We start from the raw sequence: 19148 nt of genomic DNA, 5'->3' as shown, positions 1-19148 counted from the left end.
GCGCCGTGCCCGGGCAGGCTCACGCGCTGGGCGACAGTTCACGTGCCGGCGAGCCCGTGAGGTGTCGCTCAGCGCGTGAGCACGGGCGGGCGCGGTGGCCCGCCCCGCGTCAGTCGGCCGGGCCCGCGTGCTCGATGCGGGCGCTCGCCGTCGCCATGTGGTCGTCCATCGCCCGCTGCACGGCGAGGACGTCCCCAGCGCGGAGTGCGTCGAGGATCGCCCGGTGCTCCTCGTACGCCGCCTCGGTCGCCTGGCGGGTGCGGACACGACGGCCGACCCACACGCTGAGCATCGAGCGGAGGCTCTGCAGCAGGTCGGCGAGGACGTCGTTCCCGGCCGAGCGCGCGAGCAGGACGTGGAACCGGACGTCGGCGTCGATGAAGGCGTCCGGGTCGTCGAGCGTCTCGTGCTGTCGGTCGATGTAGGTCTGGAGCTCCTCGAGCTGCGCGGGCGTGGCACGCTGGGCGGCGAGGATCGCGGCCGTCCGTTCGAGCGAGGACCGGATCTCGAGCAGCTCCCGCGTGCGGTTCGACGCGAGCATGAGCCCCCACGACAGGGTCGTCGGCAGCAGGTCCGACGTGCCGCCCTGCAGGTAGGTGCCGGAACCCGGCCGGATCTGCACGATGCCGAGGATCTCGAGTGCGGCCAGGGCCTCGCGCACGGCGGACCGCCCGACGCCGAGCCGCTCGGCCAGGAGCCGCTCGGAGGGCAGCCGCGAACCAGGGGCCAGTTCGCCCGCGGTGAGCAGGGAGACGAGCTGTCGGGCGACCTCGGAGGCGGGCGACCCCGCGGGCACCGACTCGAGTTCGAGTCGGATGTTGAGCGGGTCGTCCGGGCTGAACGCGGGCATGCAGTGAGCGTACCGTTCGGTCAACCGGTTCGGCCTCGACCCGTTTGGTCAACCGGTTGACAAGTTGCTGCCGACCGCGCACACTTGTCCGTGCGCACCGATGCGCCACCTCCGTGCCCGGCGCAGCAGCCCCGCGGAGCACCACCCCACCGAGCAGGAGTCATCGTGGACATCCCCGCCACGCGAGGCATCCCCACCTCGGTCGTCGAGAAGACGGCCATCCGCAAGATCGCGATCCGCATCGTGCCGTTCGTGGCACTGATGTTCTTCATCAACTTCCTCGACCGCACCGCGATCTCCTTCGCGGCCCCGAACGGCATGGAGGCGGACCTCGGTCTGACCGCCGCCCAGTTCGGGTTCGCCTCCGGCGTGTTCTTCATCGGCTACCTCGTGCTCGAGGTCCCGTCCAACCTGGCGCTCCACAAGTTCGGCGCGCGCATCTGGCTCGCGCGCATCATGATCACGTGGGGCATCGTCTCGCTGCTCTTCACGTGGGTGCAGAACTACCCGCAGCTCGTCGGGCTGCGCTTCCTGCTCGGCATCGCCGAGGCCGGGTTCTTCCCCGGCGCGATCCTGTTCCTGTCGACGTGGGTGCCCGCCCGGCACCGCGGCAAGATGCTGGCGCTGTTCTACCTGGCCCAGCCCCTGACGAGCGTCATCGGCTCCCCGCTCGCCGGCTGGCTGATGACCCACGAGGGCCTGCTCGGCGGCCTGGCCGGCTGGCGTTTCATGTTCCTGTGCGTCTCGATCCCGGCGATCATCGTCGGTGTCCTGTGCCTCTTCGTGCTCAAGGACAAGCCGTCGCAGGCGAAGTGGCTCGACGAGGACGAGAAGCTGTGGCTCGAGGGTGCCCTCGCAGCCGAGAACAAGGCCAAGGGCGGGGGAGACGGGCACGCCAAGGGCGGTCTCCGTGCGGCCTTCGGTTCCGGCCGGGTGTGGATGCTCGCCGCGGTCTACTTCGGCTTCATCTACGGCCTGTACGCGCTGAGCTTCTTCCTGCCGACCATCATCGACGGCTTCCAGGAGCAGTTCGGCACGACGTTCGACCTGTTCCAGAAGGGCCTCATCACGGCGATCCCGTACGTGCCCGCCGCCGTTGTGCTCTACTTCTGGTCGCGTGACGCCTTCCGTCGTGGGGTGCGGGTGTGGCACATCGCGGTCCCGGCGCTCGTCGGCGGTCTGAGCATCCCGGTCGCGCTCTACATGAACAGCCCGGCCGCCACGGTCGCCGTCATCGCGATCACCGCGTGCTCGATCTTCGCCGCGCTGCCGAACTTCTGGACCGTGCCGACGCAGTTCCTCACCGGCGCGGCAGCGGCCGCGGGTGTCGCGCTCATCAACACCGTCGGCAACCTCGGCGGCTTCGCGGCCCCGTACATCACCGGCGCCGTCAGCGAGTGGACCGGCGGCTACCAGGTCCCGATGTTCATCGTCGGCTTCTTCATGGTCCTGTCGAGCGTCCTGATGTTCACGCTCGCCCGGAACACCAAGCAGCACGAAGCGGCCGAACCGCAGCAGACCGTCCAGGAGACCACCGCATGACCCGCCTGTTCAACGACCCCGCCGACTTCGCCGACGAGATGGTGGACGGCTTCGTCGCCGCGAACCAGTCCCGGGTGCGGAAGGTGCACGGCGGTGTCGCCCGCGCCACGACCAGCCCCGAGGGCACCGTCGCACTCGTCGTCGGCGGCGGCTCCGGCCACTACCCGGCGTTCGGCGGCCTCGTCGGGCACGGGCTCGCGGCCGGTGCGGCGATGGGGAACCTGTTCGCCAGCCCGAGCGCGCAGCAGGTCACCGCGGTCGCGAAGGCATCCGAGCACGGCGGCGGGGTCCTGCTGAGCTACGGCAACTACGCCGGCGACGTGCTCAACTTCGACGCCGCGGCACGCGCCCTGACCGCAGCGGGGATCGAGGTCCGCACGGTCCGCGTGACCGACGACGTCGCGAGCGCCCCGAGCGCCGAGGCCCACAAGCGCCGCGGCATCGCGGGGGACCTCTGCGTCTTCAAGGTCGCCGGAGCCGCCGCCGAGCAGGGCCGCAGCCTCGACGACGTCACGGCCGTCGCCACCCGTGCGAACGACCGGACGCGCAGCTTCGGCGTCGCCTTCTCCGGGTGCTCACTCCCCGGGTCGGACGAACCCCTCTTCACCGTCCCCGAGGGCCGCATGGCGATCGGGATGGGCATCCACGGCGAACGCGGCATCGACGAAGCCGACGTCCCCACCGCGTCCGGACTGGCCGACCTGCTCGTCGACAAGCTGCTCACCGAGCTGCCGTCCGGTGTCGCCGTCGACGGGGCACGCGTCGTCCCGATCCTCAACGGCCTGGGCAGCGTCAAGTACGAGGAGCTCTTCGTCGTCTTCGGTGCCGTCCAACGCCGGCTCCGGGGAGCGGGCGTCGAGATCGTCGAGCCCGAGGTCGGCGAGCTCGTCACGAGCTTCGACATGGCCGGGGTCTCCCTCACCCTCTTCTGGCTCGACGACGAACTCGAGCAGCTCTGGGCCGCGCCCGCCGACAGCCCCGCCTACCGCAAGGGCGGTGCCGTCCCGCAGGAGCGCGTCGCGGCCGAGACCCTCGCCGCCGACGAGCAGGCACCGATCACGCCGGGCTCCGAGGAGTCGCAGGCGTCGGCCGCCCGCGTCGCGACGGCGATCAGCGCCGTCCGCGCCACCATCGACGCGCACGCCGACGAGCTCGGCCGGATCGACGCGGTCGCGGGTGACGGCGACCACGGGATCGGCATGCAACGCGGGTCCACCGCCGCCGACGCGGCCGCGCAGGACGCCGCCGCGCGCGGCGGCGGCGCGGGTTCCGTCCTCGCCGTCGCCGGCGATGCGTGGTCGGACAAGGCCGGTGGAACGTCCGGCGCGATCTGGGGAGCCGCCCTGGAGGCACTGGGTCGAGTCCTCGGGGACGACCAGCGTCCGTCGGGTGCCACCGTCGCGCAGGCCGTGCACACTGCCGCCGAGGCCGTCCTGGCCTTCGGGGCCGTCCCCGGTGACAAGACCATGGTCGACGCACTCGTCCCGTTCGACGAGGTGCTCACCGCCCGCACCACGGCCGGCGACGACCTGGTCACCGCCTGGTCCGCCGCCTCCGCCGCCGCCACAGCGGCGGCGGACGCCACCGCCGACCTGCTGCCGCGGATGGGCCGCGCCCGCACCCACGGCGAGGACGCGGTCGGCACCCCCGACGCCGGCGCCATCTCGTTCGCCCTCATCACCGCCGCGGTCCTCGCGACACTGGCCGAGAAGTAAGGAAGTCCCCATGACCGAGCAGCAGTTCCGCATCGTCGTCGGCTCGGACGACGCCGGCTTCGACTACAAGGAGATCATCAAGGCCGACCTGGCGAAGGACCCGCGGGTGGTCAGCGTCACCGACGTCGGTGTCGACGCGGACGGGCACACCGCGTACCCGCACGTGGCGGTCGACGCCGCACGCCTCGTCGCGAACGGCGAGGCGGACCGCGCGATCCTGATCTGCGGCACCGGCCTCGGTGTCGCGATCGCGGCGAACAAGGTCCCGGGCATCCGTGCCGTCACCGCGCACGACTCGTTCAGCGTCGAGCGCTCGATCCTCAGCAACGACGCCCAGGTGCTCTGCATGGGCCAGCGCGTCGTCGGCGTCGAGGTCGCCCGGCGCATGGCGAAGGAGTGGCTCGGCTACACCTTCGACCCGTCGAGCGCCTCAGCCGAGAAGGTCCAGGCGATCTGCACCTACGACGGCTCCGCCCCGGTCGGGACCGACGCCCGGTGACCGCCACCACGGCAGCCGCCCCGATCACGATCGGGGTGTCGCTGAAGATGTACTTCTCCCACGCCCGGACGCTCGAGTGGGCGGCCGCCGTGGCCGACATCGCCCGGACCCACCCCGCGGTGCAGTCCGGCACGGTGGAGTTCTTCGTCATCCCGACGTTCCCCGCGCTCGTCCCGGTGCGCGAGGTGATCGGAGACGCTCCCGTGACGCTCGGCGCGCAGGACCTGGCGTGGGCGGACAACGGTGCCTACACCGGCGAGGTGTCCGGCGCCGAACTCCGTGAGATCGGCGTCGACCTCGTCGAGATCGGGCACGCGGAGCGGCGCTCCCTGTTCCACGAGACCGACGACGAGGTCGCGGGGAAGGTGCACGCCGCCTTCCGCAACCACCTGCGTCCGCTGGTCTGCGTCGGCGAGGTGAGTCGTGCCTCCAGTCAGACCGCCGTCGACGAGGTGACCGCGCAGCTCGACCGCTTCCTGGCGACCGCGACCGCGGACGGCCTCGCCGGACCGGTCATCGCCGCCTACGAGCCGGTCTGGGCCATCGGCGCCCCCGCGCCCGCGCCCGACGACCACATCGTCGCGGTGCTCGCCGGCATCGAGCAGTACCTCGCCGCGCGACCCGAGCTGCGTGGCAGCACCGCGATCTACGGCGGCAGCGCCGGACCCGGCCTGCTCACCCGCGGGCAGGGGCACATCGGCGGGCTGTTCCTCGGCCGCTTCGCGCACGACCCCGAGGCGATCCGCACGATCCTCGACGAAACCGCACAGCTGGAGGCGACCGCATGACCTCCCTGCTCGGCCTGTCCACCTACGCCTACTTCTGGCGGATGTCCGACCGCGTGGCGTCGCCGATGTCCCTCGACGACGCGCTCCGCGACGCGGCAGCGCACGACGGCGTCGACCTCTTCCAGATCTGCGACCACCTGCCGCTCGACACTGCGTCGGACGACCGCCTGGCCGCGATCCGGGCACTGGCCGACGAGCTCGGGCTCGCGCTCGAGGTCGGCACCCGCGGCACGGACCCGGCGCACCTCGCGCGGTACCTGCACATCGCGCAGGTGCTCAGCGCGACCCTCGTCCGGTCGATGTGGACGAGCGGCGACGACCAGCCCGACGCGGCGGAGACCGAGCGACGCCTGCGCCAGGCACTGCCCGCCTACGAGGCTGCCGGCGTCACGCTCGCGCTGGAGACCTACGAGGTGGTGGCGACCGCCGACCTCGTGGCCGTGGTCCGGGCGATCGGGTCCGACCGCCTCGGCGTCTGCCTGGACCCGGCGAACACCGTCGCGCGGCTCGAGCAGCCCGCCGACGTCGTCGCGATGACGGCTCCGCACGTCGTCAACTGGCACGTCAAGGACTCCGGCTTCACCCGCTCGCCGGGCTGGGTCGGGTTCCAGTACACCGGCGTCCGCACCGGCACGGGGGTCCTGGACCACGACGCCGTCCGCGCCGCCATCGACCCGGACGCCCGTGGGATCAACCGGGTCATCGAGTTCTGGCTGCCCTGGCAGGACACGTCCGTCGGCAACACCGACGACCCCGCACAGACCACCACCCGCATCGAGGCGGAGTGGACCGAACACACCATCGAGTACATCAGGAGCAAGGAATCATGACCGACACCGTCACCACCACCCACACCGTCGCTGCCGGATCCGGTACGGCCGACGTCACCGTCGCCGTGATCGGTGCCGGCGGCAAGATGGGCACCCGCGTCTCGAACAACTTCGCGAAGAGCGAGTACACGACGCTGTACAGCGAGGCCTCGCCCGCCGGTCAGGAGCGCATCGAGGCCCTCGGCCGGTCGCTCACCGACAGTGTCGAGGCCGCCAAGGTCGCCGACGTCGTGATCCTCGCCGTCCCCGACGTCCTGCTCGGCAGCATCTCCGAGCAGCTCGTCCCCGCCATGAAGGCCGGCGCCACGATCCTGACGCTCGACCCGGCCGCCGCCTACGCGGGCCTGCTCGCCAAGCGCGAGGACATCCACTACGCCGTGGCGCACCCGTGCCACCCGTCGGTGTTCCTCGAGCGCACGACCAAGGAGGAGTGGGACGACACCTTCGGTGGCATCGCCGCCCCGCAGGAGGTCATCGCGGCCTTCGACGCGTCCGAGTCGCTCGGTGACGCCGACGACAGCGCCAAGGCCATCGCCGAGTCCGTCATCACGACCATGTACGCACCGGTCATCCAGGTGCACTGGGTCACGGTGAAGCAGCTCGCCGTGCTCGAGCCGACCCTCGTCGAGACCATCGCCTGCATGATCGGCGACTTCCTCAACGACGCGCTCGAGGAGACCGTCACCGGCGTCGGCGTCCCGCGCGAGGCCGCCCGCGCCATGCTCTACGGCCACACCTGGATCGCCCTGACGAACGGCCTGCGCGGATCGAACCCGTTCTCGGACGCCTGCCACATCGCGATGGGCTACGGCCGCGAGAAGCTCATCAAGGAGGACTGGAAGCAGGTCTTCGACGACAGCGAGCTCGACTCGGTCATCGCCAAGATGCTGAAGATCGACGCCGTCAAGCGCTGATCGGCCCCACTGACCGGAACGCCCCGCCGACCCCCTTCCGGCGGGGCGTTCCTCGTGGTCCCCACGCCTCGGCGAGCGTGATCGAGGCGACGCCGGGCACCGTGAGCGCCTCCACGGCGGCGGCGAACCACGCCGCAGCTGCCGCCGAGTACTGCCCCGGATCCGTCGCGTCCGGCACGAACTGCGGCCCGTAGCCGGCCACCACGGACGTGTCCGTCACGATCCGTCGCGGCGACGTCGCCACCGCGTTGAACCGCGGCCGCAGGGTCACCGGTCCGACGTGGAGCGGCCTGCCGGCGGCCAGCCTGGAGGCACTGCTCATCACCCAGCGCTGCATCCGCACCGACTCGGTCACCTGGGCACGGGACCGGTCGTGCATCTGCGGCGTCACGCTGAAGGTCAGCGGGCCGTCCCAGTCGCTGTAGAGGTCGATCGTGCGGTTCAGCTCGGTGAAGTGCGCGCGCGTGCCGGCCACCACGCCGAGGCCGTCGCCGTGCGCCGCGACCGCCGCACGGAGTGCCCGCTGGAGCGCCGGCGTCGTCACGTGGGTCGACGGATCGAACGCACCCACCCGGACCACGGGCCCGGACTCGAGCACGTCGTCGATCGCCGCGCGCAGCAGGGCCGGGTCGTCGGTCACGAACCGGACGTCGAGCGGGGCGTCACCGGCGTCGTGTCGCGCCGAGGCGAGGACCGCGGCGACGTTCAGGTCGCCGAGGACGGGTTCGACGAGGATCGGCACGCCGCGCGCGAGCGCGAGGTCGTCCGGACGCGCAGCGGCCGGGGCCGACGCGGCGAGCAGCTGGATCGTCGGCGGGGTGCCCACGGGGGTGGAGGCCGCGCCGTCGAGCAGCGCGAGGTCCGTGGCGGGGGAGGTCGTGCCTCCAGGCCGTGGCGTGCCTGACGGACCGCAGGCGAGCGTCACGGACTGGTGGATCGCGGTGTCGGCGTCGAGCGCGACGGGGAACGGCTCGGACAGCGGCGTCGAGTACGTCTTGAACGAGGCGTCGGTCCAGTTGCGCTGGTCCTCCATCTCGAAGCCGTCGCCCGTCAGGGACACGTCGACGTCGATGCCGTCGACGGTCCACTCGTAGCCGACGACGTCCGTGGCCGGCTGGTGCGGTGCGATCCAGACCGGGAAGGTGCTCTCGGTCGGTGCCGCGGTCGTGTGCCGGGTGGTGAACGGCGTCCCCGCGAGGGCCGGCGGGTGCAGGACGACCAGGCCGATGCGGTTGCGGCGGAACGCGGTGGTCGTGGTGCCGACCGCGTCGACGTGCACCGTGCCGCCGTCGAGGACGACGTCGAGCCGGTACTCGAGCACGGGCGCGTCGTCGTACCTGCTCGTCGCATCGATGCGGACGTGGGCGCTCGGGACATCGTCGTCCGTCTCCACCGTGCGGCGGAGGACGGTGTCGTACGCGGTTCGCCAGTCGTGGTCGCGGGTGACGAACCGGATCGCCCGGAGGACGGTGATCCCGCGGTGGGTCACGTCGGCGATCTCGGCGCCCCGCAGCACGAACCGCCAGGGTCCGACGGCGACGACCTCGTCGGGCGGGTCGGCTGTGTCGTCCCAGGCATCGTCGCTCATGGTCCCTTGCTAGCAGTCGGTCAACCGGTTGCGCAATGATGGGCTTCGTGGAGCAAGGGTGCTCCGAGGACGGAGCACACGCATGACCGCACGACTGACCGGCCGGACCGCACTGGTGACCGGTGCCGGAGCGGGGATCGGCCGCGCGATCGCGGACCGCTTCGTCGCCGAGGGGGCACGGGTCGTCTACGCCGACCGGGACGCCGCTGCGGCGACGAGCGCGGCGGATGCTGCCGGGGACGGGGCGATCGCCCTCACCGTGGACATCGCCGACGAGGCCAGCGTCGCAGCCGGGTTCGCCGACCTCGCCGCCCGCGGAGCCACCCCCGACGTCGTCGTCGCGAACGCCGGCGTGCAGCTCTTCGGTCATGACGCCAAGGTCGCGGACGTCTCCCTCGAGACCTGGAACCGCACCGTGTCGGTCAACCTCACGGGCACCTTCCTGACGGTCAAGCACGCCGTGCGGGCGATGCTCGCCGGTGGCGGTGGGTCGATCATCGCGACGGGGTCCCCGACCGGACTGAACGGCGAGGGAGCGGACTTCGCTGCGTACTCGTCGACGAAGGGCGGCGTCCACGCGCTCGTCCGGGCGACGGCGATGGCGTACGCGCGGGCCGGCATCCGGGTGAACACCGTGGTGCCCGGCTACACCGAGACGTCGCTCGTGTCGACGATCTCGGGCGACCCCTCGGCGCGCGCGGCGATCGTGTCGCGGACGCCGCTCGGTCGCCCCGGGACGCCCGACGACGTCACCGGGATCATGGTCTACCTGGCGAGCGACGAGTCGGCGTACGCGACGGGTGCGGTGTTCCGCGTCGACGGGGGCATGACGAGCCTGTAGCGCCGACTGCGCTGGGTCGGGCCGGGCCGGGCCGGGTCTGGCCCGGCGGGCTGGCCGGTTCCGCCGAAGCGACAGATTCCCGCGGGGGTTCCGCGGCAATCTGTCGCCCTCGCGACGGAGACCGCGCGGCTTCCGAGCAACGTGTCGCTTTCCCGGGACGGACTGAACACCGGACTGGAGGCACGGGGCGGGCCCGCCACGCGCCTCCAGGCTGCAGACGGTGAGCAGAAAACGTCGGGTCCAGATCGCGGACCCGACCATTTCTGCTCACTGAACGGGCCGCGCGCCGCGCGGAGCGGCCCGCGCGCTACGCGGACTCGCGCGCCGCGAGCAGCGCCCCGAGCGCCGCCGCGCCGCGCTCGGCGTCGGGCACCGTCACCATCCGGGCGCCCCCGCCACGCAGCCGCGCGACGAGCCCGGGCCCGGACCGCGCCACGTACGCGACACCGCGTCCCGAGATCCGGTAGCCCCACCCGCCCCACTGTCCGGGCGAGACGTCCTCGAACCCGCACGACTCGATGCGGTCGAGCGGCACGCGCATGAGCGGGATCCGCGTCCAGGTCGAGGTGAGCCGCATCCCGCGCCGGTCGACGGTGACCTCGACCCGGGCGAGGACGAACGCGGAGAGGCCCGCGAGCACCATCACGGCGCCCGTGAACACCGCGATGCCGAGGTCCTCCGTCGCCGTCAGCCACGTCGCGAGCGCTCCGACGAGCACCACCGCGGCGCCGATCCCGGCGAACAACCGGCTACCGATCCGTGCACGCCAGGCGACCCGGGCGTCCGGGGCCACGTCGAGCGGCCGGACGTCGTGCGCGGGCACCGGGGGAGCGGCCCGGACGAGCACGAGCGCCGGCGGCAGGGCTGCGGCGACCGCCACCACGAGTGCGACCACGGTCCACCACCACGGCATCGTCGGGTCGCCGGCCGTGTTCGTCAGCGCGATCACGATCCAGACGGTGACGAGGACGCCGGCGAGCAGGTGCGCGACGAGCGTCAGCATCGCGGCGGTGCGCCGGTCGCGGAACCGCAGTGCGGCGACCGCGAGGACGATCGCACCGACCGCGACCGCCGCGGTGATCCAGAAGAACACCCACGGGGACCCCCACCCGTTCGGCGTGCCGCTGCCGTCGAAGTGCGTCGCGACCCCGGCCGGCAGTCTCGGCCCGACCGTCACGGCCACCACGACGAGCGCTGCCGCCACCACGACGGACGGTGCCACCACCGCCACCCGTGCCCCGGTCCCCATCGATCGTGTCGTCATCGTGCCCCCTTGATCATCGTGAACAGGTCGTCGAGCGGGACCCCGAGGGTCTCCGCCTGGTCACGGAGCTCCACGACGAGCGTGCGGAGCCGGTCGAACGACGCGTTGCCGGACCGGAGCACGGTCGCACCCCGGCCGCGGCGGAGCTCGATGAGCCCGTCGTCCTGCAGCTGGGCGTAGGCGCGGAGCACCGTGTGCATGTTGACGTCGACGGCGGCGGCGAGGTCGCGCGCGGACGGCAGGCGTTCGCCGCTCCGGAGCTCACCGCGGGCGATGGCGTACCGGACCTGGGCGGCGACCTGCTCGGCGAGCGATGCCTTCGCAGCCGGGTCGACGGTGATCAACATGTTTGCATTGTATGCGAACAATGCGCTGGCGTCCGGATAGCGCGGACTGGGTGCCCGGTCCGCATCGCTGTCCGGGGTGCGCGTAGCGTCACGCACAACGACGATCTCACTCTGCGTCCCAGAGGCGCTCCCGTGACACCTCCGTGACCCCGAGGACCGTCCTGGACGTCCGGCCAACCCGAAGAAGCCGACGCGGAACCAGGGGTCTCGAACAGGGAGCACGGCATGACCACGTACGAATCGAACGACGACGTCCAGCCGGTCCGGGTGACCACCTACCGGCACCTCCGGAAGGCGACACGGCGTGGATGGGCCGTGCCGGTCGAGTCGGAGCCCTCGCTCGCCGACCTCATGAGCAACGGCGGACGCCCTCGTGCCCGCACCCGTCGGCTCGACGGAGCGGAGCGCACGTGACCACCGCGACCGCCGGACCGGCGTCGGACGGCACGGAGTCCGCCCGCGCCGAGCCGGTCGGCCCGGAGTCCGCCCGCGTCGAGCCGGTCGGCCCGCTCACCGGAGTGCCGACCGAGGAGCTCCGCCAGACCGCGGTCCGCGAGACCGTCCGCAGCGGCACCGACCCCGACGAGGCGGTCGCGTTCTACCGAGGCGTCTACGACAGCCCCGACTTCGCCGTCGCCCTCGACGGCACCGGCTTCGGCTTCCGGTACCGGGCCACGGGCGACGGTCGCGTGAGCCTCCGCACCTCGTCGGTCTCCGCACGCCGGGCCGGCCTCCTCGCCCCGCAGCGGCAGTACCTGCTCGCGTGGTCGGTGGAGGGGAACGTCACGATCGACGGTGACCGCGACGAACCCGTCGGCCTGCACGCCGGGGTCCCCGTCATGCTCCCGGCGGGTCGCTCCTTCCGGGTGGCCGCCGACCCGGGGACCGTCCACTTCGTGCACTTCGACGCCGACTTCCTGGAGGCCGTCGCGGTCGTGGGCACCGAGTCCGCTCCGATGCCCCTCGGCTTCCCGGTGGCGGTGTCCCCGGAGCGCCTCGCCCCGCTGCAGTCCGTCCTCCGCGAGATCGCGCGCCCGATGCTCGACGTCGACGTGGTCGACGGCGACCGGGCGGTGCTCGACCTGCGACTGGCCGAGGCTGCCCTCGACGCGTTCCGGCCGGCCCCGGACGAGCTCGACCTCGGGGTCCCCGTCGGCACCCTGGCCCGCGCGAAGGCCTTCATGTACGCGCACTTCGACCGGTCGCTCGCGGCGACGGACATCGCCGCCGCCGCCGAGGTCAGCGTCCGCACCCTGCAGGAGGCCTTCCAACGACGGGAGGGCAGCACCCCGATGGGGTACCTGCGCGACCTCCGGCTCGAGAAGGCGCGACTCGGTCTGCAGCTCGCGGATGCGCGGGAGACGTCGGTCGCCGCGGTCGCGCAGTCCTGCGGGTTCCGGCACATGGGCCGGTTCTCGGGCGCCTACTTCGCGACGTACGGCGAGTACCCGGGCGACACGCTCCGCGGCCGCCGTCGGCTCATCGCCGTCTCGGAGCGGACCGACGGCACCGACCGGCGGGCATCCCTGCTCGGTTGACCACCGGTCCTGAGTCGACCATCAGGACGGACTGGAGGCACGGGGTGCGTTCCGTGGTCCCGCCCAGCCCGTCCCGTGGTCGCGCGGATATCGTCGGGTGATGCAGCCCGAGACGTGTCCGGCCGCGACCGCGGCCGGTGCCGAGGTCGCCACCCGCGGCGTCGGCGCACCGGTCCTGGTCGTGCACGGGACGCCCGGTGGCATCGACGTCGCGGAGATCATGGCGCGGTTCCTGCCGTCGACCGACTTCCGTGTCGTCACGCTCTCCCGGCCCGGGTACCTCCGGACCCCGCTCCCGACCGACGCTCCGTCGCTCGACGACGAGGCCGACCTCTACGCCGCCGTGCTCGACGGCCTCGGCCTCGACCGGGTCGGCGTGCTCGCCTGGTCGGGTGGCGGCCCGGCCGCGTACCGGTTCGCCGTCCGCCACCCCGATCGTGTCCGGTCCCTCGTGGTGGCCGCCGGACTGACCGGCCCCTGGGCGCCGCCGGAGGTCTCCGCGCCGGAACGGCTCGTCGGGGGCACCGCGTTCGGGGCGTCGCTCGCGCGGGCGGCCGCGCGACTGCTCCCGAGGACGGTCGTCCGGCTGGCGGTGGGCGGCGTGAGCTCGCTGCGCGGGTCGGCGCTGCGGGACCACGTCGCCGGCGTGCTGCACGATCCCGTCCGTCGAGCGTTCGTGCTCGACCTCGCCCGGACGGGCAACACCTCGGGGCCGCACCGCGACGGCTGGGACACCGACGTCCGGAACCTCGGGGCGATCGACGACCTCGGCCTGACGGCGGTCCGTGCCCCGACGCTGCTCGTGCACGGCGACGCGGACACCGACGTGCTCCCGTCGCACAGCGCCCGTGCGGCGGCCGAGGTGCCCGGCGCCGAACTCGCCGTCCTGCCCGGCGGCACGCACTTCGCGCTCTGGGACCACCCCGACGCCGAGGCCGTGCAGGCCCGCGTGCGCGAGCACCTCCGCCAGGCCTGAACGCCTCACGCCGACGCGCGGACGACCAACGTCGGCGGGAGCGCGATCCGGGTGCCGGGCGTCCGCGTCGCACCGGGCGGACGGTCGAGCAGCCGCAGGACCTCCTCGGCCATCCGGTCGGTCGGCTGGCGGACGGTCGTGAGCGGCGGGGACACGTACGGGGCGAACTCGAGGTCGTCGAGGCCCGTGACCGCGACGTCGGCGGGGATGTCGAAACCGGCGCCCCGGAGTGCGTGCGACACCCCGATGGCGAGCAGGTCGTCCGCGCAGACGACGGCATCGGGGCGCGCGGCACCGAGTTCGACGAACCGCTGCCCAGCCGCGATGCCGTCCGCGATCGTGAACGCCCCGGTCACCGTCCACGCCGGGTCGGTGCGGATGCCGACACGGGCACAGGCGTCGGCGAAGCCCGCGGCGCGCTCGCGGGTGGACGAGTTCGCCACCGCGGCCGTGACGAACCCCGCGGCGCGGACCCCACGCGCTGCGAGCCGGTCGACCACCAGGTCCATCGCCGCGCGGTCGTCGAGCCCGACCCAGTCCGCCACCGGTTCGGGCACGTGTCGGTCGAGCTGCACGAGCGGGACGCGTGCCGCCGCCTCGACCACGGCGGCGGTGCTCCGGTCGTCGGCGCAGGGGCTGACGACGATCCCGTCCACGCCGCGCGCGACGAGTGACCGCAGGTGCTGTGCCTCCACCGTGACGTCGTCGCGGGCGTCGCACAGGTACAGCACACGGCCGGTGGTCTGCAGGGTCCGTTCGACCGCGTCGACGAGCGCCGTGAAGAACGGGTTCCGGATGCTCGGGACCACCATGCCGACGGCGTCGGTGCGCTGTCGTCGGAGCGCGCGGGCGACCCCGTTGCCGGCGTAGCCGAGCTCCGACGCCGCCCGTTCGACGGCGGCCTGGACGCCGGGGGAGACCGCGCGTGAGCGCGCCAGGACACGCGACGCCGTCGTGGTCGAGACGCCCGCGCGGGCGGCGACGTCGGCGAGGGTGACGGCCATGCGGTCTCCGGAGGGTTTCTGGGGAACGTTTGCCGAGCCTCCAGGCCCGGCGTAACGCAACCGTAACCCATGCGCACGCCGCTCCGGATAGCGTTTCAGGGCAATCGATTGCCAACGCGATCGTCCCGACCCCGAACGAGAACCACAGGACACCCCATGGCCCGCATCCTCATCGCCGGCGAGAGCTGGATCACGACCACGACCCACGCGAAGGGCGTCGACGAGTTCACCGTCCACTCCTACGCCGAGGGCGTCACGCAGCTCCGGACCGCCCTCACCGCCACCGGCCACGAGGTCGTGCACCTGCCCGGCCACCTCGTGCCGACCGACTTCCCGGAGACCCCGGATGCACTGGCCGAGTACGACGTCGTCGTCCTCTCCGACATCGGCGCGAACTCGCTGCAGCTCGCCCCCGGCGTGTTCGAGCGCTCGGTCGCCGGGGCGGACCGCATCGCGACCCTCGCCGACTGGGTCACCGCCGGTGGCGCACTCCTCATGATCGGCGGCTACCTGTCGTTCTCCGGCTGGCAGGCGCGCGGGGCGTACGCCGGCACCCGGATCGCCGACGTGCTCCCGGTCGACATCGCCCCGTACGACGACCGCGTCGAGCGACCCGCCGGTTCGGTCGCCGTCGTGCACGATCCCGCCCACCCCGTGCTGTCGGGCGTCGACGGCGCCTGGCCGGCGCTCCTCGGGTACAACCGCCTCACCGCCAAGGCCGACGCCGAGGTCCCCGTGACGATCGACGGCGACCCGCTCGTGGCGGTCCGCACCGAGGGCGCCGGGCGCACCGCCGTCTTCACGAGCGACTGCTCGCCGCACTGGGCGCCGCCGGCGTTCTGTGAGACGTGGGCCGGGTACCCGGCGCTGTTCGACGGGCTCGTCCGGTGGCTGACGGCTCGGTGACCCTCGTGCCGGACGGACGCAGCGAGCGGGTGGTCGCCGCGTGCGCCGGTGCGCTCGCCCGCTCCGCCGAGGTGCGCTTCGTCCGCGAAGCCACCGACGGCACCGTCGACGACGACGCCTTCGCCGCCTACCTGGCGATCGAGGAGCGCTTCGTCCGGACCGCCACCCGCGTCACGGGCTACCTCACGTGGGCGGCTCCCGACTGGGCGGAGTCCGCCGCCCACGCCCGGACCGTCGGTGCGCTGGTCGGCGAACAGCTGGGCTGGTTCCGCGCGACGCGCGTCCGATGGCCGGGAGGCGCGGATCACCTCGCCGACGCCGTCGCGCGGTCCGAGGTGCTCGCCTCCCACGTCCTCCGGCTCACCACCGAGCACGGTGCGCCCGCAGCCGTCACCGCGATGTTCGCGGCCGAGACGCTGTACGCCGGCTGGTGCGGCCGCGCGGCGGCCCAGCCCGTCGAGCGGTTCACCGACCTCGAGGCCTGGATCGCCCTGCACACCGCGCCCCCGTTCGCCGCCGGGGTCCGAGCCCTCGCCGCCGCGGTCGACGCCATCCCCGAGGCGATCGACGACGACACCGTGATCGGCTGGTTCCGGGACACGCTCCGCGCCGAGGACGCCTTCCACGATTCCGTCTACGCCGACCCGACGAGGACCTGATGACCACCGAAGCCCACGCCCTGTCCCAGCTCGAGGCCCTGGTCGCCCACGGACCGCGGTTCCACGGCACCGAGACGATGCGGGCCGCCAGCGCCTGGGTGGAGTCCGAACTCGTCGCGATGGGCCACGCAGTCCGCCGTGAGCCCGTCTCGCTGCCCGGCTGGCACCCCGGCACCGTACGGCGTGTGCTCGTCACCGCGCCCGTCGAGCGGGAACTCCCGGCGTGGCCCATGCTCTGGAGCGCGGGCACCGACGGGGTCGTCCGCGGTCACCTCGAGGTGCTCGGCCCCGAGGGGATCTGGGGCGACTCGATCGTGTGGCAGCGGTTCGGCGTGCGGGACACCCGTGGCCGGATCGCCGCGGTCGTGCACGCACGGGACGACGGGCCCGCGGCACCCCAGCCCCTGCCCGCCGGCTCCGACGACGGTGTCGCGCACCTGGCGATCGGGCGGCTCGACGGCCTGCAGCTCGCCGAGTGGATCGCCGACCACGAGCGGGTGACGGTCGAGGTGTCGCTCGACTCCGGGCCGCGGGACCGCTCGGTGTCCGACAACCTGATCGTCGAGATCGCGGCGTCCGAGCCCGGCTCGTCCGACCCCGCGGTGTCCGGCACGGTCGTGGTCTGCGGCCACCTGGACTCCTTCTACAACACCGTCGGGGCCTACGACAACGGCAGCGGATCGATCGCGCTCCTCGAACTCGCACGGCTCTGGGCTGTCTCACCGCCACCACGCCCCGTGCGCATCGTGTGGTTCACCGCCGAGGAGTGGCACCTGCTCGGCTCCCGCCACCACGTCGAGCATCTCGACCCGGCCGCGCGCGACGCGATCGACTTCGTGCTGAACATCGACGGACTCGGCCGCGGAGACCACCTCGAGACGTTCGTCGGGCCGGAGCGGTTCGGGTTCGCCGTCCGGGACGCGATCTGCGACTACGCCCGCGCCACCGCACGAACGCTCACCACGGTGGACCGCTTCCCGCCGACCCGCGGCACCGACGACGCCTCGTTCCACGCCGCCGGGATCCCGTCGGTGTTCTGCACGTTCAACGACCTGCACCGGCTGCACCAGCCGGAGGACGTCCCGGACCCGGCCATCGCGCGGAACATCGCGTGGACGGTGCCGCTCGCGCGGTCGCTCGCCGAGACGATGCGGCGACCCGAGCGCACGCCGGCGCCCGGTCTGCTCTGAGGTCGATCACGGCGGTGTTCGTTCGGGACAGTGCTCGTTCGGGTCAGTGCTCGTTCGGGTCAGTCCGCCGCCTCGGGCGCCGGGGTGGTCGCGCAGTCCGCGATGAACGCCATCAGGGGCGTCGCGTCATCGTCGGTGAACAACACGTCGAGCGCCTGGTTGAACTCGTACTTGCGCGCGAACGGTACGTTCACCACCTCGTACCCCGCCGCCATGAGGACGCCCGACATCATCAACCGAGCGGTGCGCTTGTTGCCGTCGAAGTAGAACTGCGACCGGGTCGCCGCCGCGAAGTAGCCGAGTGCGCGTTCGCGTGGGTCACGAAGCGTGCCCAGGTAGTCCAGCATCCCCTCCAAGCGCTCCTGCAGCAGTTCCTGTGGCACGCCCTCGACGGAGCCGCCGTTCGCGAGCTGCACCGCCCCGCCGCCACCCGTGACGCCCTCGCCCCGGAACGCTCCTGACTCGATCGCCTCGTGTCGGGCGACCCGGCCGTGCAGGTCGTCGGAGGTCTCCTTGGTCAGCGTGAACGCACCGCGCCCCACCAGATCGTCCAGACGGCCGTACCCATCGACGAGGGCGAGCACCTGCTCTGCTTCCTCGATGCGTTTGCCGCCGATCGTGACGCCGTCCAGGAGCGTGCGCACCTCGGGGAGGGTGAACGTGTTCCCCTCGAGCGCGGCTGCGTTCCAGACCAGGTCCGGCATCGAGCGCTCGAACCGGAACCGCGACCGCGCCGTCGAGGTCTGACGGATGCGGCCGAAGTCGATCCGTGTCGCATCCCACCGCACGCCCGTCGCTGCGCGGGCGTCGTCCGGCGTCGAGACGGTGGAGACCGATGCGTCGACGTGTGCGGGGCGTTCGGGACGTCTGACGTACTGCTCCGAGCCGACGGCCCACCGAGGCGTGTCGCTCATCGGACTCGCTCCAGGTGTGCCAGCACCTGGTCCCGTGCATCCCCGCCGAGACCCGCCGTGTCGATGAACGCCTGCAGTGGGGCGACCAGTTCGACGTCGGAGACCGCGGTGGTCCCGGCGAACACGGACGGGTGCGCCGGGACGACGATGAGGTCGGCGTCGTCCGACCTGGTCGATCGGAAGCTGTCGTGCAGGAGCTGTCCCACCGCGTGCGCGTCCTCCACCCACATGATCGTCGGGGCGTGCGCATCGATGCCGAGCCCGTCGAGGGCTGCCCACCCGGACAGCGCCCAGCGTCTCCCGGAGGCCCGGCCCGCCGAGACGAGGCGGTCGATGCTCCAGTCGTCCCCCCGTAGGCGGTGCGCACCGGGGCGTCTCGCCGGAGCGGCGGCGCGACCGGCCTCGTCGACGAGCGCGATGTCCCGGTCGCTGTTCGGCCGAGCGGCGACGAACCGTCGGAGTCGCTCCTGCCATGGTTCGGATTCAGCCGCCCACGGCAGGGACGCCTCGTCGCCCAGCAGGACGCGGACGGCGACCGCGGCCAGCGGGTCGGAGAGCGGACGGAGGCTGATGTCGAGATCCCAGCCCGTCGCGAGTGCGAGTTCTTCGAGGTCGTCCGCGCGCGGAACGGCACCGGAGAGCAGTCGGTACATCGTGGGTCGGCTGATGCCCGCCCGGGCGGCGAGCTCCTGGACGCTGGCCGCCCCAGCATCCCGGAAGGACTCGAGCGCATCGCGGTACCGCATGCGACCAGTGTCTCACGATTGAGAATCGGACGCCAAG

Annotated in this window: 20 protein-coding genes; 13 read left to right on the top strand and 7 right to left on the bottom strand. The window is 72.8% G+C overall.

Annotated elements, in window-relative coordinates; translation table 11 throughout:
* Positions 1 to 109: 109 nt before the first annotated feature.
* The gene (locus FS532_RS11865; RefSeq protein WP_079238696.1) at positions 110 to 850 is read right to left on the bottom strand and encodes a FadR/GntR family transcriptional regulator; all 741 of its coding nucleotides are present in this window, start codon (positions 848 to 850) and stop codon (positions 110 to 112) included.
* A 165-nt stretch (positions 851 to 1015) separates the two neighbouring features.
* Between FS532_RS11865 and FS532_RS11860 the strand changes: the two genes are divergently transcribed.
* Genes FS532_RS11860 through FS532_RS11835 form a run of 6 tightly spaced genes read left to right on the top strand, consistent with a single transcriptional unit; the run spans position 1016 to position 7138 of the window.
* Complete coding sequence (locus FS532_RS11860) at positions 1016 to 2392, top strand: MFS transporter (protein WP_144754445.1); 1377 nt, start codon at positions 1016 to 1018, stop codon at positions 2390 to 2392.
* Positions 2389 to 4107, top strand: a complete 1719-nt coding sequence (locus FS532_RS11855) for a dihydroxyacetone kinase family protein (protein WP_144754442.1) — start codon at positions 2389 to 2391, stop codon at positions 4105 to 4107. Before FS532_RS11860 ends, FS532_RS11855 begins: the two co-directional genes overlap by 4 nt.
* Positions 4108 to 4117: 10 nt before the next feature.
* Positions 4118 to 4606, top strand: a complete 489-nt coding sequence (locus FS532_RS11850) for a ribose-5-phosphate isomerase (RefSeq protein ID WP_144754439.1) — start codon at positions 4118 to 4120, stop codon at positions 4604 to 4606.
* Positions 4603 to 5394: a triose-phosphate isomerase family protein gene (locus FS532_RS11845; RefSeq protein ID WP_144754436.1), complete on the top strand. Its 792-nt coding sequence runs from the start codon at positions 4603 to 4605 to the stop codon at positions 5392 to 5394. Before FS532_RS11850 ends, FS532_RS11845 begins: the two co-directional genes overlap by 4 nt.
* On the top strand, positions 5391 to 6224 hold the full coding sequence (locus tag FS532_RS11840; RefSeq protein WP_144754434.1) for a sugar phosphate isomerase/epimerase family protein: 834 nt from the start codon (positions 5391 to 5393) through the stop codon (positions 6222 to 6224). The genes FS532_RS11845 and FS532_RS11840 overlap by 4 nt, the downstream gene beginning before the upstream one ends.
* Positions 6221 to 7138, top strand: a complete 918-nt coding sequence (locus FS532_RS11835) for a phosphogluconate dehydrogenase C-terminal domain-containing protein (RefSeq protein ID WP_144754431.1) — start codon at positions 6221 to 6223, stop codon at positions 7136 to 7138. Before FS532_RS11840 ends, FS532_RS11835 begins: the two co-directional genes overlap by 4 nt.
* Here the strand turns inward: FS532_RS11835 and FS532_RS11830 are convergent.
* Positions 7128 to 8726, bottom strand: a complete 1599-nt coding sequence (locus FS532_RS11830) for a hypothetical protein (RefSeq protein WP_144754428.1) — start codon at positions 8724 to 8726, stop codon at positions 7128 to 7130. The genes FS532_RS11835 and FS532_RS11830 overlap by 11 nt on opposite strands.
* An 82-nt stretch (positions 8727 to 8808) precedes the next feature.
* On the opposite strand from FS532_RS11830, the gene FS532_RS11825 reads away from it, so the two are divergent.
* Positions 8809 to 9567: an SDR family NAD(P)-dependent oxidoreductase gene (locus FS532_RS11825; protein WP_144754426.1), complete on the top strand. Its 759-nt coding sequence runs from the start codon at positions 8809 to 8811 to the stop codon at positions 9565 to 9567.
* Between the two features lie 307 nt (positions 9568 to 9874).
* On the opposite strand, the gene FS532_RS11820 is transcribed toward FS532_RS11825, so the two are convergent.
* Together FS532_RS11820 and FS532_RS11815 are read right to left on the bottom strand one after the other, a co-directional pair.
* Positions 9875 to 10831, bottom strand: coding sequence for a DUF1648 domain-containing protein (locus tag FS532_RS11820; RefSeq protein WP_144754423.1), 957 nt, complete (start codon positions 10829 to 10831; stop codon positions 9875 to 9877).
* A complete protein-coding gene (locus tag FS532_RS11815) occupies positions 10828 to 11178 on the bottom strand; it encodes a GntR family transcriptional regulator (RefSeq protein ID WP_144754420.1) in 351 nt (116 codons plus the stop codon). The genes FS532_RS11820 and FS532_RS11815 overlap by 4 nt, the downstream gene beginning before the upstream one ends.
* A 225-nt stretch (positions 11179 to 11403) precedes the next feature.
* On the opposite strand from FS532_RS11815, the gene FS532_RS11810 reads away from it, so the two are divergent.
* From FS532_RS11810 to FS532_RS11800, 3 genes are all read left to right on the top strand, one after another.
* Positions 11404 to 11592 (top strand): hypothetical protein, encoded by a 189-nt coding sequence (locus FS532_RS11810; RefSeq protein WP_144754417.1) that lies wholly within the window; start codon positions 11404 to 11406, stop codon positions 11590 to 11592.
* Positions 11589 to 12716 (top strand): AraC family transcriptional regulator, encoded by a 1128-nt coding sequence (locus FS532_RS11805; protein ID WP_144754414.1) that lies wholly within the window; start codon positions 11589 to 11591, stop codon positions 12714 to 12716. The genes FS532_RS11810 and FS532_RS11805 overlap by 4 nt, the downstream gene beginning before the upstream one ends.
* Positions 12717 to 12816: 100 nt before the next feature.
* Entirely contained in the window at positions 12817 to 13692 is an 876-nt protein-coding gene (locus tag FS532_RS11800) for an alpha/beta fold hydrolase (protein WP_144754411.1), read from the top strand.
* A gap of 5 nt (positions 13693 to 13697) precedes the next feature.
* On the opposite strand, the gene FS532_RS11795 is transcribed toward FS532_RS11800, so the two are convergent.
* Complete coding sequence (locus FS532_RS11795) at positions 13698 to 14696, bottom strand: LacI family DNA-binding transcriptional regulator (RefSeq protein ID WP_144754408.1); 999 nt, start codon at positions 14694 to 14696, stop codon at positions 13698 to 13700.
* A 156-nt stretch (positions 14697 to 14852) separates the two neighbouring features.
* Here FS532_RS11795 and FS532_RS11790 point away from each other — a divergent pair, with 156 nt between their 5' ends.
* From FS532_RS11790 to FS532_RS11780, 3 genes are read left to right on the top strand one after another with little or no spacing between them, the layout of a single operon-like run.
* Positions 14853 to 15602: a glutamine amidotransferase gene (locus FS532_RS11790; RefSeq protein ID WP_144754405.1), complete on the top strand. Its 750-nt coding sequence runs from the start codon at positions 14853 to 14855 to the stop codon at positions 15600 to 15602.
* Positions 15584 to 16261, top strand: a complete 678-nt coding sequence (locus tag FS532_RS11785; protein ID WP_144754402.1) for a TenA family protein — start codon at positions 15584 to 15586, stop codon at positions 16259 to 16261. Before FS532_RS11790 ends, FS532_RS11785 begins: the two co-directional genes overlap by 19 nt.
* Positions 16261 to 17451, top strand: a complete 1191-nt coding sequence (locus FS532_RS11780; protein WP_144754399.1) for a M28 family metallopeptidase — start codon at positions 16261 to 16263, stop codon at positions 17449 to 17451. Before FS532_RS11785 ends, FS532_RS11780 begins: the two co-directional genes overlap by 1 nt.
* Positions 17452 to 17510: 59 nt before the next feature.
* Here FS532_RS11780 and FS532_RS11775 read toward each other — a convergent pair whose 3' ends face one another.
* Entirely contained in the window at positions 17511 to 18365 is an 855-nt protein-coding gene (locus tag FS532_RS11775; RefSeq protein ID WP_222121986.1) for a Fic family protein, read from the bottom strand.
* Entirely contained in the window at positions 18362 to 19111 is a 750-nt protein-coding gene (locus tag FS532_RS11770) for a helix-turn-helix domain-containing protein (RefSeq protein ID WP_144754396.1), read from the bottom strand. The genes FS532_RS11775 and FS532_RS11770 overlap by 4 nt, the downstream gene beginning before the upstream one ends.
* Positions 19112 to 19148 lie beyond the last annotated feature (37 nt).

Origin of the sequence: Curtobacterium pusillum (assembly GCF_007673235.1) — a bacterium.
Taxonomy (GTDB): Bacteria; Actinomycetota; Actinomycetes; order Actinomycetales; family Microbacteriaceae; genus Curtobacterium; species Curtobacterium pusillum_C.
This window is presented reverse-complemented; position numbering and strand designations above follow the sequence as displayed.

What these genes read in the sequence shown, in the direction of transcription:
- FS532_RS11790 (WP_144754405.1), top strand. Translation starts at nt 14,853, where the DNA reads ATGGCCCGCATCCTCATCGCCGGCGAGAGCTGGATCACGACCACGACC.
- FS532_RS11800 (WP_144754411.1), top strand. Translation starts at nt 12,817, where the DNA reads ATGCAGCCCGAGACGTGTCCGGCCGCGACCGCGGCCGGTGCCGAGGTC.
- FS532_RS11770 (WP_144754396.1), bottom strand. Translation starts at nt 19,111, where the DNA reads ATGCGGTACCGCGATGCGCTCGAGTCCTTCCGGGATGCTGGGGCGGCC.
- FS532_RS11795 (WP_144754408.1), bottom strand. Translation starts at nt 14,696, where the DNA reads ATGGCCGTCACCCTCGCCGACGTCGCCGCCCGCGCGGGCGTCTCGACC.
- FS532_RS11820 (WP_144754423.1), bottom strand. Translation starts at nt 10,831, where the DNA reads ATGACGACACGATCGATGGGGACCGGGGCACGGGTGGCGGTGGTGGCA.
- FS532_RS11835 (WP_144754431.1), top strand. Translation starts at nt 6,221, where the DNA reads ATGACCGACACCGTCACCACCACCCACACCGTCGCTGCCGGATCCGGT.
- FS532_RS11865 (WP_079238696.1), bottom strand. Translation starts at nt 850, where the DNA reads ATGCCCGCGTTCAGCCCGGACGACCCGCTCAACATCCGACTCGAACTC.
- FS532_RS11840 (WP_144754434.1), top strand. Translation starts at nt 5,391, where the DNA reads ATGACCTCCCTGCTCGGCCTGTCCACCTACGCCTACTTCTGGCGGATG.
- FS532_RS11780 (WP_144754399.1), top strand. Translation starts at nt 16,261, where the DNA reads ATGACCACCGAAGCCCACGCCCTGTCCCAGCTCGAGGCCCTGGTCGCC.
- FS532_RS11825 (WP_144754426.1), top strand. Translation starts at nt 8,809, where the DNA reads ATGACCGCACGACTGACCGGCCGGACCGCACTGGTGACCGGTGCCGGA.
- FS532_RS11810 (WP_144754417.1), top strand. Translation starts at nt 11,404, where the DNA reads ATGACCACGTACGAATCGAACGACGACGTCCAGCCGGTCCGGGTGACC.
- FS532_RS11850 (WP_144754439.1), top strand. Translation starts at nt 4,118, where the DNA reads ATGACCGAGCAGCAGTTCCGCATCGTCGTCGGCTCGGACGACGCCGGC.
- FS532_RS11830 (WP_144754428.1), bottom strand. Translation starts at nt 8,726, where the DNA reads ATGAGCGACGATGCCTGGGACGACACAGCCGACCCGCCCGACGAGGTC.
- FS532_RS11855 (WP_144754442.1), top strand. Translation starts at nt 2,389, where the DNA reads ATGACCCGCCTGTTCAACGACCCCGCCGACTTCGCCGACGAGATGGTG.
- FS532_RS11775 (WP_222121986.1), bottom strand. Translation starts at nt 18,365, where the DNA reads ATGAGCGACACGCCTCGGTGGGCCGTCGGCTCGGAGCAGTACGTCAGA.
- FS532_RS11815 (WP_144754420.1), bottom strand. Translation starts at nt 11,178, where the DNA reads ATGTTGATCACCGTCGACCCGGCTGCGAAGGCATCGCTCGCCGAGCAG.